At 64.6% G+C, this 14330-nt stretch carries 9 protein-coding genes and 1 pseudogene; all 10 read right to left on the bottom strand.

Annotated features, from left to right (window positions below):
* Positions 1–21 precede the first annotated feature (21 nt).
* Positions 22–1284, bottom strand: coding sequence for a glycosyltransferase family 4 protein (locus tag GCN75_RS27275; protein WP_152285142.1), 1263 nt, complete (start codon positions 1282–1284; stop codon positions 22–24).
* The gene (locus GCN75_RS27270; protein WP_152285141.1) at positions 1265–2575 is read right to left on the bottom strand and encodes a nucleotide sugar dehydrogenase; all 1311 of its coding nucleotides are present in this window, start codon (positions 2573–2575) and stop codon (positions 1265–1267) included. Before GCN75_RS27270 ends, GCN75_RS27275 begins: the two co-directional genes overlap by 20 nt.
* Entirely contained in the window at positions 2572–4587 is a 2016-nt protein-coding gene (locus tag GCN75_RS27265; RefSeq protein WP_226941600.1) for a heparinase II/III family protein, read from the bottom strand. Before GCN75_RS27265 ends, GCN75_RS27270 begins: the two co-directional genes overlap by 4 nt.
* 7 nt (positions 4588–4594) lie before the next feature.
* A complete protein-coding gene (asnB, locus tag GCN75_RS27260) occupies positions 4595–6463 on the bottom strand; it encodes an asparagine synthase (glutamine-hydrolyzing) (protein WP_152285140.1) in 1869 nt (622 codons plus the stop codon).
* 26 nt (positions 6464–6489) lie between these two features.
* Entirely contained in the window at positions 6490–7569 is a 1080-nt protein-coding gene (locus GCN75_RS27255; protein ID WP_193317680.1) for a glycosyltransferase family 4 protein, read from the bottom strand.
* Between the two features lie 172 nt (positions 7570–7741).
* A complete protein-coding gene (locus GCN75_RS27250) occupies positions 7742–8965 on the bottom strand; it encodes a glycosyltransferase (RefSeq protein ID WP_193317679.1) in 1224 nt (407 codons plus the stop codon).
* Between the two features lie 185 nt (positions 8966–9150).
* Positions 9151–11406 (bottom strand): heparinase II/III domain-containing protein, encoded by a 2256-nt coding sequence (locus tag GCN75_RS27245; RefSeq protein WP_226941599.1) that lies wholly within the window; start codon positions 11404–11406, stop codon positions 9151–9153.
* A gap of 193 nt (positions 11407–11599) precedes the next feature.
* On the bottom strand, positions 11600–12544 hold the full coding sequence (locus tag GCN75_RS29890; RefSeq protein WP_152285137.1) for a glycosyltransferase family 2 protein: 945 nt from the start codon (positions 12542–12544) through the stop codon (positions 11600–11602).
* Positions 12544–13959, bottom strand: a complete 1416-nt coding sequence (locus GCN75_RS27235) for an O-antigen ligase family protein (protein WP_152285136.1) — start codon at positions 13957–13959, stop codon at positions 12544–12546. The genes GCN75_RS29890 and GCN75_RS27235 overlap by 1 nt, the downstream gene beginning before the upstream one ends.
* A gap of 273 nt (positions 13960–14232) precedes the next feature.
* Positions 14233–14330 (bottom strand): annotated as a pseudogene (locus GCN75_RS30015) (alpha/beta fold hydrolase); the annotation flags it as partial.

Genomic DNA, 14330 nt, shown 5'->3' with positions numbered 1-14330 from the left:
TGGCTGGCCAGGCGGCGCATGTCAGCGGCCGTCCTTGCTCAAGGTTACCGGAGCGGCGGGCGCGGCGGCGGGAAACAGGCGCGCATACGCGGCCAGCAGCTTCGGCGCTTCATACTCCCACTCCAGCTCGTTGACCACGCGATGGCGGCCGAACGCCCCCATCTGCTCGCGGCGGGCGGGGTCGTCCAGCAGTTCGACGATCTTGCGCGCCATGTCGACAGGATCGTTCTTCAATGCGTACAAGGATGCCTGCTGTGCAGAAACCTTGCCCTCGACCAGGTCAAACTGCACGATCGGTTTGCCCAGGGCCATGTATTCCATGATCTTGTTCATGGTCGACTTGTCGTTCATGTCGTTGGCCACGTCCGGGTTCACGCACACGTCCGAGGTATTGAGCATTTCCAGCAGTTGCTGGTCCGGCACGCGTCCCGTGAAGGTCACGTAGTCGGCAATGCCCAGGTCCTGCGCCATCTGTTTCATCTGCTCCAGCGAGGTGCCGCCGCCCACCAGGCCGAACTGCACGTCCTCGCGCTTCAAGGTCTGCACGATGTATTGCGCTGCCTGCAGCAGCAGGTCGATGCCTTCCTGCGCGCCCATCACGCCCACGTAGCCGACCAGGTAGGCGCGGCCTTTCTTGAGGGCTGGCACGGGCGGCAGCACGCGCAGGCGGTCCAGCTTGGGACCGCTGCGCACCACGTAGACATCCTCGGGCTGCATGCCGCCCCGCTCGATGGCGATCTTCTTGTACGACTCGTTGGTGGCGATCGACACGTCGGCGCTCTGGAACGACCAGCGCTCGAACAGCACCATCAGCTTGTAAAAGAAATCGCGCCGGCCGAACTTGGCTTCGTACAGTTCCGGGTTGATGTCATGGTGGTCGAACAGGAAACGCTTGCCCATCGTCAACTTGAAGAAGCCGCCGATGAGGAACAGCAGGTCGGGCGGGTTGCAGGCGTGGACGACGTCGAAGCCGCGCGCGAAATGCACCTTCCAGGCCAGGCGGAAGGTGTGGAACAGGGCCAGCGAATATTCCACCAGATAGCCCTTCGCCCCTTCCGCTTCCAGCGGCAGGTTGTAGCGGTAGATATGGATGCCGTCGATGGCTTCGTAGCGCGATTCATAGCCCTTGCCCGTCGGGCAGATGATCGACACTTCATAGCCGTTCGCATGCAGGGTGGTCGCTTCCTGCCACACGCGCCGGTCGAACGGCGACGGCAGGTTTTCCACCAGGATCAGCACCCGGCGCGGCTGTCCTGTCACGGTATTACCAGCAGATGCCGTCATATTGCTCTCCACTTTGTTCTTTGCTGATGCGCACCAGGTCGACGATGTGCTGGTGCGGCTGCAGGCTGGCGGGCACGGTCTTGAATTCGGCCGCGCCATTGCCGATGACGATGGTGTCGGCAAAATCGAGCACATCCTGCATATTCGTCACCATCAGCTTGGAAATGTGCGGGATGTGATTGAGGATGTAATCCTGGTTGGCGCCCGTCAAGGCCGCCAGGTTGACGTTCTTGTCGTACAGTTTCAGTTCGTAGCCCTTGCCCAGCAGATATTCGATGACATCGACCAGCGGCGACTCGCGCAAGTCGTCCGTGCCGGCCTTGAACGAGAAGCCCAGGATGCCCACCTTGCGCGCGCCCTTGTCGACAATCATCTTGATGCCCTTTTCCACTTGCCGCTGATTCGACGGCAGGATGGAATTGAGCAGCGGCAAATCGAGGTCCAGGCTGCGCGCCTTGTAGGTCAGCGCGCGCACGTCTTTCGGCAGGCAGGAGCCGCCAAAGGCAAAGCCCGGCTTCATGTAGTACGGCGACAGGTTCAGCTTGGTGTCCTGGCAGAAGATCTCCATCACCTTGTGGCCATCGATGCCGACGGCCTTGCAGATGTTGCCGATTTCATTCGCGAACGCCACTTTCACGGCGTGCCAGGTATTGTCCGTGTACTTGACCATCTCGGCCGTCTCGACGTCCGTGCGCACCAGCGGCGCATCCATCTTTTCATACAGCTGCACCAGCAACGCGCCCGCCTTTTCATCGGATTCGCCGATCACCGTCTTCGGCGGATTGTAGTAATCGTAGACGGCCGTGCCTTCGCGCAGGAATTCCGGGTTGTTGCACACGCCGAAATCGACGCCGGCCACCTTGCCCGACGCCGCTTCCAGGGTCGGAATGACGAGCGAACGCATGGAGCCGGGCAGCATGGTCGAGCGCGCCACGACGACGTGGAAGGTATCTTTTTCCGCGATGGCGGCGCCGATTTCCTGACACACCTTGCGCACATGGCTCAGGTCCAGATTGCCATTGAGCTGCGACGGCGTGCCCACGCAGATGAGCGACATGTCCGAACCGAAGACGGCGTCGCGCACGTCGAAGGTGGCGCGCAAATGGCCGCTTTTCACGGTGGCGGCGATCATTTCGCCGATGTCTTTTTCAATGATGGGCGTGGTGCCCTGGTTGATCAGCTCCACCTTGGTCCTGTTCGGATCGACGCCGATCACTTCGTGTCCATCCGTTGCCAGGCAACCAGCCGAGACGGCACCCACATAACCCAAACCAAATATGCTAATTTTCATGTTTTCCTCGTATTTTCTGACAGATCAGGGGTAGCCAAACTCAGGTGAAACTCCGTGCGCAAGGTGGCCGTGCCTTGCAGCCGCCCACGCCAGACCAGCACAGGCGCAGCCTGCTTTTCATCGAAGCGGTGCGAAATCCAGCCCAGCGGCGGATCGTCGCTGCCGCACACCAGCTGCACGGTGGCGTCGGGCAAGCGCGGCACATGCATGTCCAGCGCGAAGGCATCGCCCGTCACATGCAGCACATGGCCGTCCAGCTGCAAGCGGCAGCGGGGATCGAAGTGCCAGAACAGCTCCACCTCATGCGCGCCCTGGCACTCGAGCACGTCGTCGACCGCGATCAGCGCGGCACCGGGCGCCACGCGCACGTCGCGCCGGTGCAGCACGCCATCCTTCAAGCCCAGGTAGCCGTCGTGGCTGGCGCTCCAGAATTGCCCATCGGCATCATCGCGCCACGCCAGGCGCTGCGCGCGGGCCTTGCGCAGCCACAGGAAGTTGCCGCCCGATTCGGACTGGTCGCGGCCATCGATGCGCACCGTGTTGTGCGCACTGGTGCCGCGGAAATAATCGCGCCACTGCTTTTGCGTGTGGTAGGCGTAGGTACCGGGGTCGACCAGCACCATCTGGCCCGCCACGGACAAGGTCAGCGCCAGCGCATCGGCGTGGCCGTGCGCGGCGATGCCCAGGTAGCCCAGCGGACCGGCGTCGGCAATCAGCCGCACTTCGGAACGCGTGCCGAAGCCGCTGCCCATCATATAGTAGCCGCCGTCGGGAAAGGCGCGCGGGAGGGTATCGGGCGCGCCATCCGGCAAGGCGTCAAACGCCTGGCGTCCCGCCTCGCCCAGCAGCCAGGCGCTCTTGTCGTCGAACGCGCGCGCCTTGGCCTTGAAATCGGCGCGGCCGAACAGGGCCGCGCCGCTGGCCAGCAGCGAAGCGTAGGGACTCGCGCCGGGCGCCTTGTCCCAGTGCGCCAGTTGCGCGTCGTCGGCGTCGCCGATCATCGGCACTTCGCCCGCCACGTTCAGCATGGCGGCGATAAATTCCAGCATGGCTTCCAGGCGCCGCAAAAAGGCGGCCGAGCGGGGACGGCCATTGGCCTGGCCCGCCAGCACGCACAGCAGCATCTCGTCGGCCACCGTGTGCTGATAATAAATGGTTTGCTCGCGGTTCACGCCATCGGGGCCGTTCTGTTTCAGCGCCTCCCCTTCCAGTTCCCGTTCCGTCTGCGCCAGCCAGCCGGCACTTTCCGGCCAGCAAGGCCAAGTGAGCGCGGCAATATGCAAGCCCGTCAATTCGCCGAACAGGTGGTTGTTGGCCGACGAGTGGCGCGAAAAATGTCCCGCAATGAAATGGCAATGCTGGTAGATGCTGTCGAGCCAGCGCTGCAGGAACGCCTGTCCCTGCGCGCCCTGGAACAAGGGGCTGTTGATGCCACCCAGCAACTGCCACGCATGCGACCAGCTGACCAGGCGCAAGGCCAGTTCCAGCGCGCTGCTCCAGTTCGGCCCCAGCGGATACGGACACTGCTGCCACCACGATTCCAGCAACGCTTGCGCGCCGTGCGCATGGCGCAGGTCGCCGCCGAGCCGGTACGCCATCGCCAGGTCGGCCACGGCCAGGTGGCGGTTCGGTTCCCACAGGCATTTGATATCGCCCACCACCGCTTCATCGCGGTAATTGAGCGTCTTGCCAAAGCCCAGCGGCACCACGGTGCCCGTCTTCGGGTCGCGGTTCCATTCGGGCGGGAAACCCAGGTCCGCATCGCGCAGGGCAAACACGTCGAAGCGGCCCGCCAGGATGCGTTCGGCCGCCGCCAGGTGCGGCGCCGCGTCAACAGGCAATCCCAGCCATGGCGCGCCGAAGCGCTGGCGCGCGGCGGTGGGCGGCACGTGCGCCAGGCCATAGCCGCGCGCCTGCAGCTTTTGCTGCACGGCATCGCGCACGCGGTGCGCCACCTCGGGCGCCCCCATGGCGCGCAAGCGGTTCAGTTTCCAGGACAGGTTACTCAGCATGGGCATATCACAGGTACTGGCGGTGCCAGATTTCCAGGGTCAGCAAGCTCCACAGCAACTTCTCGTGGTTTTGCCGCCCGGCCACGTGTTCAGCCAGCACCTGCTGCAGCGCCGCCGCATGGTAATAGTGGCGCGTGCGGGAATCGGCGCCCGTCAGGTGGTCGTACAGATAATCCTTCATGGGACCGCGGAACCATTCGTTGACAGGCACGCGGAAACCCACTTTCGGCCGCGACAGGATATTTTCCGGCAGCAACTGCTTCATGGCTTCGCGCAAGATCCACTTGGTCGTGCGGCCCCGCACGCGGTAGTCGTCCGGCAGGCTAGCCACATACGCGGCCAGTTCGTGGTCCATGAAGGGCATGCGCGCTTCCAGCGACGCGGCCATGGTCATGCGGTCGCCCCGTTCCAGCAGGTTGTCGGGCAGCCAGCTCAGCTGGTCGAAGCACAGGATGCGGCGCAAGGCGCTGTTGTCCCCGTTGCCGCAGCCCAGCGAAGGATCGCGCTGGCGCGCCGGCGCCGGCATGGCCACCAGGCGCGCGCGTTCCTGGTCGGACATCATGCCGAACCAGCGCGGCATGCGCTCGTCGAACGCTTCCAGGCCCAGGTTGACGATGGCCGTCTTGGCGCGGCGGAAACGGTAGGGCAAGGCGCCGATGGCCGGCTCGATCAAGCCCCGGCGCAGCAGGCCCGGCAGCATCTGGTAGTTGCCCGCATAGCGCTCGTACACATGCTTGGGGTAGCCGCCCAGGATTTCATCGGAGCCTTCGCCCGTCAAGACCATCTTCACCGTCTTGCGAGATTCCTTGGCCAGCAAATAGATGGGAATGTCGGACGGTTCGGCCACGGGGGCGTCGCGGAAGCGCACGAGGTCGGGCAGCAAGGCGATGACCTGGTCGACGGACACTTCCAGCTCATGGTGTTCGGTGGAAAACTGACGGGCGATATCGGCCGCATACGCCAGTTCGCTGAAGCCGCCCTCCTTGAAGCCGACGGAAAAGGTTTTCACGGGCACGCCCGCATGGCGCGACATCAGCGCCACCACGGCCGACGAGTCGATGCCGCCGGACAGGAAGGCGCCGAAGGGCACGTCGGAAATCATGCGGATGCGCACCGATTCGTCGAGCTTGTCGAGGAAGGTGGCGACGGGGTCGGCCGGCAGCGGCGCGGCCGCGCGGGGCCGGCTGTCCGGCGGCGTGTAATACACGCGTTCGCGCAGCACGCCGTTTTCCCACGTGGCCGTGGAGCCGGGCGCCAGCTTGCGGATGCCCTGGAACAAGGTGGCCGGGCCCGGCACGTAACGGTAGGCAAAATAATCCCAGATGGCGGCCTGGTCCGCCTGCGGCGCCACGTCCGGCAAGGCCAGCAGGGCCTTGATTTCCGAACCGAAAGCCAGCTTGCCTTCCTGCTGCCACAGAAACAGGGGTTTCTTGCCGAACGGGTCGCGCGCCATGAACAGGCGCTCGTTGCGCGCATCCCAGATGGCAAACGCAAACATGCCGCGGAAATGCTGCACGCAATCCTCGCCCCATTGCACGTAGGCATGCACGATGGTTTCCGTGTCGGATGCCGTGCGGAAATGGTGGCCCAGCGCGATCAGCTCGTCGCGCAGGGGCTGGAAATTGTAGATTTCGCCGTTGAAGATGATCTGCACGTCGCCATCCGCGTTGCCCAGCGGCTGGTGGCCCGTGGCGATATCGATGATGGACAGGCGGCGGTGCAGCAAGCCCACCTGCCAGGCGCCGTCGGCCGTGGCCGCCTGCAGCACGCCCGTGTCATCGGGACCGCGGTGCGCGATGGCGCGCCCCATGGCGTCGAGCGCCGCAGGCAGGCCGGCGACGGACGAGGGGAAAATCAAACCGGCAATACCGCACATATAGGCTCGCTTAAAAAAGGGTCCGACTAGATCGCTGGCGGCGCCAGCAGGGTGCGATAGACGCGGCGAAAATCCTGCGCCAGGCGTTCCACCGTGTAATGGCGCTCGATGCGCTCGCGGCAAGCCTGGCCCATGCGCTGCAGCAGGGCGCGGTCGCCATCGAGGCGCACGATGGCATCGGCCAGCGCCTGCGCATTGCGCGGCGGCACGAAGACGCCATGCACGCCGTCTTGCATCACATCGGGAATCGCGCCCACGGGACACACGAGGGCCGGCGTGCGCGCGGCCATACTTTCCAGCAAGGCGTACGGCAAGCCCTCATGGTGCGTGGGAAAGCCGAACAGGTCGGCATCGCGCCACGCCGCGTCTTTTTCCGCGCCAAACTTCTGTCCCAGGAACGTCACTTCCTGCTGCAAGCCCAGCGCCGCCACCCGTTCGCGCAGGGCCCCGTCGGCCGGGCCGCTGCCCACCAGCGCCAGGGTGGCCGCCACGCCGGCGCCGCGCACCAGGCGCATCGCCTCGACCAGCTCGAACAATCCCTTGCTGTCGGCCAGGCGGCCCACATACACGAGCGACAGCGGACGCAGCGGCGCAAGCGGCTTGGCGCCCGCATCCATGCCCGCATCAATGGCGTTCGGTATCACTTCAGGAGCCAGCGCCGCATCGAAGCGGCGGTAGCCCAGCAATTCGCACTGCGCCAGCAAGACCAGCGCATCGGGCAGGCGCAGCACGCGCCGCAGCAGGCCCGTCAGCAGACCCTTGCCGCCAAAAAATACCTGCGGCAAGGCGCCGCCATGCACCTGGTACAGCACGCGCTTGCCCATGGCCTTGGCCAGCAGCAAGTACACGAGGTCGCGCCAATAGCTTTTCACTTCCATCGACGTGTTGATATGCACGATCTGCGGCTGGTGCACGCGCAAGGCGCGCACGAACTGAACGGGACTCCAGGCAAAACGCAGCAGCTTGCGCAAGCGCGACTCTTGCCGGCCTTCACTTCCCACCTGGAAATGCACCAGTTGAAAGTCGCGCGACAGGGAACAGGAAAACAGTTGATTCAAATGGGTCGTCACCCCGCTGACCGCATTGAGCGCGGGTCCAAGCAACATTACAGTAGTCATATTGACATTATATGTTATAAATTTGTAATTGAGCTATGGACGCACCTATTTTTACACCGATCAGGCCACACTCCAGTTGCTTTCACGCAGCATGGCCAGCTTCATTCTGCGCGCCACGGCTTGAATCGGCAACAAATACTTGCTGTCTGTACACATGCCGTCAGGCGGCAGCCAGGGCCCGGTAGCGCTGCGCCAATTCCGCCGCCAGCACGCGGTAGCTGCGCTGCGCTTCGATATACGGGGCGCCGGCCAAGGCGCGCGCGCGCGCCGCCGGCACGTCGCGCAAAATCTCCGTCATCGCCACGGCCATCGCGGCCGGATTGCTGGCCGTCAGCCAGCCCGCCTGGCTGTCCGACAGCACGCGCACCTGGTCGGGATTGTCATTGCCCACGGCCGGCAGGCACAGGGCCAGGTATTCCAGCAGCTTGGTGGGCGAGCAGACATCGCCGATCGTGCCGCGTGGAAAATACGACAGGGCTGCATCGGTACCCGCCAGCAAGGGCCAGGCCTGGCTGGACGGCAGCCAGCCCGTCACGCGCACGGCGTCGGCCAGGCCCGCGCGCTGCGCGTAATCGAGCAATTCATCCACGTCGGACGGCGTATCCGATGCGCCGATCAGCAGCAGACAGGCGTCGGGCAGCTGCTGGCGCACGATGAGCAAGGCGTCGAGCAGGCGTTCGAGCTGGCGCGACTGGTCCAGAGTGCCCAGGTAGCCCAGCAGCGGCACGCTTTCCCAGCCCGCGGGCCGGCATTCCGCGATCGATTGCTGGCCCAGCACTTCCGTATCCACGCCCATGGGCACGGCGCTCATGCGCTGCGCCGCAATGCCGTGCCCGCGCATCAGTTCGAGCATCGCATCGCTTTGCACGAAGACATGGTCGGCGCGCGGCAGCACGACCCGGTACAGCAGCCAGCGCTCGACCAGGCCCTTGCACAGCACCAGGCGCGCGCGCACGGTGCGGCGCTGCGCCAGGCTGCTGCGCGCCCGCTCGATGCGCCCTTCGCTGATCAGGAACGAAACCCAGTAATAAAAGGGGATGCCCTTCAGGCGCGCCGCCAGCAGGGCCATCAGTCCTGTGGGCACCATGTCGCGCACCTGGATCGCGTCGCAGTTGGCGCGCGTGGCCGCCAGCAAGGCGCGCAGGCAAGTCCATTGAAACGCCAGTTCGCGCGCGATGCGGTTGTGCCGGAAGCGACCGCTGCGCACGGAGCGGAAGCCCTGCGCCGCCGGTGTCGCGGACGCAGCGGAAGAAGCGGGCGTAGGCATGCCGACGATGTCGCATTCGACGCCGTGGCGCGGCAGGTATTTGCCGAACAGCACGGCGACATCGGCGCGGAAGGTGGGCAGGCTTTCCGGTACAAATTGTAAAATCTTCAAGGGCATGGGGCAACCGTCTACCTGGCGCATCTAAGGGAAAACAAGGCTCGGGCATAGTCTACACCACCCGATACTCATATGAATTTATTATCTATGTTACATGAAAAGCAGCATGCTCGCGACATGCTGCGGCGCAAAAAAAAAGCAATGCCAGGGTTGGCATTGCTTTTCTCGGGTGCTGCGCGCGGACCTTACTTGGGCAGCGGCAAGGTCAACGTTTGCGTGCCGACGATCACCTTGCGCAAGCCGCCGCTGGTGTCGAGCCTGACGGCGGTATTCTTGCAGCCCACGTCGAGCACGGTGAGGAATTCGCCGCTGGTGGCAGCGGCCGCCTTGACGAACACGCCATGGTCTTCATAGGTGCCCGCTTGCGGCGGCGGCCCCACGCGGCGTTCGAAACGCTGCGCCGTCGTGGCCAGCGGCACGATGCACACCTTGCGGCTCTGGTTGGTGATCGAGATCTTGCCGGCAGCGTCGGCAACGATGGGGGCGTAACCGTGGAAGTTCCACTCGAACACGCGCGGCGTGGCCGACGAGAACTGGTCGAGGATCACCGCCGTGTCCGTGCCGCGCACATACCAGATCTTGCGCACGGCCGACTTCAGCAAGCCCGCGTAAGCCAGGGTGGCGTCGCCCTCCACGTAATCGACGGCCGCCGTGGTGGAAAACGCCGTGATGCGGCCATTGCGCGCCAGCGGCTCTTCATAGCCATCCACGTTTTGCCCGACGCCGCCGTCGAAGGTCAGCGCATTGTGCGACTTCGACGGACGGTACCAGGAATTCCACAGCGGCGAATCGTACCAGTCATACCAGCCCGTCTCCGTCAGCAGGGGCACGCCGCCGCTGAACAGCACGAAGCCGTTCTGGTCGCCATGGCTGTGATTGAACGAGCCGTACGCGCTGGACTTGAAGTACAGCGAAGTGCGGCCGCTGTCGGCCAGGTTGCTGTGCATGGCCGTCCAGCCGATGCTCGGGTAGTAGGCGGCGTTGGCCGGCGGCGTGGCCGTGGCCGTCACGCTGTTGACGGGCATCGGATAGGGCGACTGCAAGGTGGTCAGCACGTCGTCCGGACGCGTCAGGTTCTTCACGTACCAGGCCGATTGCGGCGTGGCGTAGCGCGAGGCGAAGCCCTTCATGAAGCGGTACTCGGGCGCCGTCTCGTGGCCATCGCCAAAGACGTGCGTCTGCTGGCCCGGCGGCACGAAATGCATGAGGAATTGCGCGAAGCCGCGCGACCAGGGCTTGTCGAACATGTTCACGCCCGTGGCCTGGGCCAGCGCCGGCCAGATCTGCAGCGCGAAGTCCGCTTCGTATTCCGCATACGCCGTGCCGTTGGCGAAACCGCCCTCCGGACCGCTCCAGATGCTGAACGAGCTGGCAAACGCGCGGAAGGCGAAGTCGAACCAGGTCTGCGCATCGGGGATGTCGCCCAGCGCCAGGGTCGACGTCAGGGTCAGATAGGCCATGCTGGTGGCCGCGTGCGAATCGTAGGGGTACTGGTCGAGGCGGCCGCCGTTGGCCGACAGGTCCTTGTACAGCGCATTCGTGCGCGTCGCCACCACGGACAGCCACTTGTTGCGGCGCGTGGCATCGCCATTGACGACCAGCGCCGTGCCCAGGTAATCGATGGCCTTGATCAGGCTTTGCGCCATGACGCGGCTGGCCATGTCCTGGTTCGCATAGCTGGTGGGGCCCGTCAGGTTCAGCGCGGCGAACTGGTCGCCGCGGCGGATCGCTTCATCGAGGTAGATCTTGTCGCCTGTCAGGCGGTACAGCAGCGCCGCGCCTTCCAGCTGGCGCGCATTCGGATTGACGCGCGTCATGATGTTGGCCGCCTGCGCCACCACGGCGGCCGTACGGATCGCGCCCGGCACCAGCGGCCATTCGCTGTCGGCCACCGTCTTGAGGCCCGTCATGTAATACTTGACTTCGCCCGTCAGGCCATTCAACGCGGGCGTGCGGTCCGTGCGCATGGCTGCCGTCCACGCGGAAAACAGCTTGGTGCCGCTCGGCAATGAGCGCGGCCGTGCCTTGTTCAGGATGGTGTTACGCAAAGTCACATTTTCCGGCACTTCAAACAACTGTGAGTTACTACCGATTACAAAGTTACGGGGGCTCGACCACTCTTGCGACGTCGATGGCCGCACGCGCCATGTGTAGCTGCCGGCAGGAAATGATTTCGGCGGCAAGTACCAATTACGCGTGGCATTGAAGGTTTTATACACGGCGCCGCCCTGCATCACCTGGATGACATAGGCTGGCGGCAGGGTGGCATGCCGCGACCAGGTGAAGGTGGGCGGGTTTTGCGGCTGCGACTGCATATTGTCGGGCAGCGGACGAACGGCAAGGGCTTCGCTCGATTGGACCCAGTCAGCCTGGGCCAGTCCGCACAGCGGCAACAACAATAGCCAGGCGGCGCGCAGCAGTGGACGTTTGCTAGATTTCATGGCGGGGGCTTCCTTTGCCGGGGGGCGGGTTGAGCGTCGAGAAAACATTACTTTTGGTTACTATTTAACTCGTACAACGTTACCGTAACGCAAACAGTACGGTTTTTTCGTACATGGATAAGGGGGTTTCTGCGCCCGAAGAACTCAGGCGTATGCCGCAATTATACCGAAATGCCTAACGGCAACGCCGGAATTAAGCGGGAGTGCGTGATTTACGCCACAAGGACCAGCGCCGCGTCATGCCCGGTGTAAACAGCACGCACATGGCCGCCGTCGTCCACCAGTGGCGCGTTACGCCATCGCGCGCCGCGCGCGCCAGTTCGGCCAGGGCGGCGCCGCGCCGGCCCCCTTCGAGCAGTTCGCGCACCACGGCCACGCGCGCATTCGACGCCAGCAGCAAGGCGGGACGGCGCGCGCCGTTGCTGGCTGGCCAGGCGCGCGCGCGCGCTTCGAGCCGCAGAAACACGGGCAAGACCACGTCGCGTCCCAGGATGGCCGTCAGGCTGCCGCCCACTTCGCGCCGGTAGGCCACCAGGGGCGCCGCCGCCAGGACCAGGCGGTGGCGCTCGGCCAGGCGAAACCACAGGTCCAGGTCTTCGCCAAATTGCTCGCCTTCCGGGAAACACGGTTGCAGCGCGGCCAGCGCGGCGCGCCGCACGGCCACGGAATTGGTGCAGAAGAAGGGCCAGTGGTGGTTGAAGTGCGTGAAGAATTCATCGATGCGCTGCGCCTGGGCGGGCGCGACGGGCGAAGTCGCCATGTCCGGCGTGCTGCCGGGCGCGAAGCTGGTGTAGCCCGTGGCAAAGAAGCATTCGTCGGGAAACGCCTGCGCCAGGCCCACCTGCGTGCGCAGGTAATCGGGCGCGTACAGGTCGTCCGCGTCGAGAAAACAGACGAGTTCACCCCGCGCCTTGGCGATGCCGTGGTTGCGCGCGCGCGACACGCCGCCATTCGCCTGGCGGATCAGGCGCACGCGCGCATCGGCGCAGGCCAGCACGCGCTGCGCGCCGTCGTCGCTGGAACCGTCGTCGACCACCAGCACTTCCCAGTCGCCATGCGTCTGCGCCAGCACCGACGCCAAGGTCGCCTCGACGTACGGCCCCTTGTTATACAGCGGGATGATGACGGAACACAGCATTACGCCATTCCCGGCACGCGGACCTTGCGCGCCCTGACGGCCTGCCGGTCGGCCGTGGGATAGTAGGCGGCCACGATGATGAGCAGCAGCAAATGCGTGAGCGCCTCGGCGGCAAAACCGGCCAGCGACAGGGGCACCTCGCTGAACGAGCGGCTGGCGATGAGCACGAACAGGGCCATCGACAGGCCCTTGCTGGCCTTGGCCGTGCGCGCCGCGCCGTACAGCAGCACGATCACGTACAGCACCAGGCCGACGGCACCGACGGTGCCGGCGCTGGCCAGGCTCTGGTAGAACTGGCTGTGCGCATGCGTGGCGTAGGGCATGCCGATGCTCAGGCGGAAGGCGTCATCCCACAGCGGCAAGCCGTAGCCGAACACGGGACTCTTGTGCCATTCCTGCACGGCCACCTGCCAGATCACGTCGCGACCCGTCAGACTGAGCAGTTCAAACCCTTCGCTGCTCGAGGCGAAGCGCGCCAGCTTGGCGTCGATATTGCCGAACATCACCAGCAACATGCCCAGCACGCACATCAGGATGAAACCGAAGATGGCGATGATCGACAGCTGCGGCCGGCGGTAGTCGAACAGGCGTTCCTTGATCTGCTCGCGGAAGCCGAAGTACGCGATACAGGCAAAGCACAGGATGCAGGCGATCCAGTTGGTTTTCGATTGCGTCAGCAGCAGGCTGCCCAGGCCCAGTGCCCAGGCAAACAGGTTCAGCGAACGCCAGGCATACGGCTTGCTCCACAGGCACAGCAGGAAAGCGACCGCCATCGGCGCCAGGCTGTTCGCATGGCTGGCCAGGCCCGCATAGCGCACGCTGAGAAAGGGCAGCAAGCCATGGTAGTTCTTGTTGAGCACCATGTTCGGATTCCAGGCCACGACGGCGGCGCTGAACACGAGGAACAGCAAGGTAGCATTGCGCATCGACATGATGCTCTTGTCCACCTCATTCGGCGTCATCAGCAATCCCGCATAGCCTGCCAGGAACATGTACAGGTATTCATGCGAGACATCGGTGTGGCTGCCCAGGAAGGCGGGACTCAGGATATTCGTCAGGAAATAGATCAGCAGCGCCCAGAACAGCAGCATCGGCATGGGCTTCTGCACTTCGCGCGTCACCAGGCGGTGCAGGATGCGCTCGCCGCAGGCAAAGATCACGAACAGCGAGGTCAGCCGGCCGAACCAGACGCCGGCAGGATGGCGCGCCGTCTGCACCGTCAGCAGGATCTCGTTGCCGGAGATATCGCGGTTCGACAGGATGGCCGTCACCACGATCAACAGCATGACGGGATAGAACACGTACGGCACCAGCCCCGTCTCGCGTTTATTGCCCCAATGAATGCTCAAGGCGATGACGAACACCACCACCAGCGCGCTGATCAGAGCAAACAGGCCAAACAGTATTTCACTCATGTGGTTCTCGCGTATCCAGTAAATTGTCGCAGGCGCAGCGCGCCGCTTGATCGGTATTTCCCTGCCCTGCCCGGTACTGCATCAGGCCCTGCATCAGGCGCTGCAGCGGGCGCGCAGATAACTGCCCACGCGCGCCGGCAACGGCGGACTGAAGCGCGCCAGCATGCCCACCACGCGCGTGCCCAGCAAGCCCGGCCAGGCCAGCACGGCCAGCAGCAAGGTCAGGCCGCCCAGCAGCGCGCCACCCAGGAAGGCCGGCAGCGGGTGGCTGCCGCCCGCCACGCTGGTGACGGACGCCACCAGGTCGGGCCGTACGGAAGCGACATAGCGGGCCGTGGGGCCGCCGTGGCTGTGGCCGATCAAGTTGACCT

The organism is Janthinobacterium violaceinigrum (assembly GCF_009208555.1).
Classification (GTDB): Bacteria; Pseudomonadota; Gammaproteobacteria; order Burkholderiales; family Burkholderiaceae_D; genus Janthinobacterium; species Janthinobacterium violaceinigrum.
This window is presented reverse-complemented; position numbering and strand designations above follow the sequence as displayed.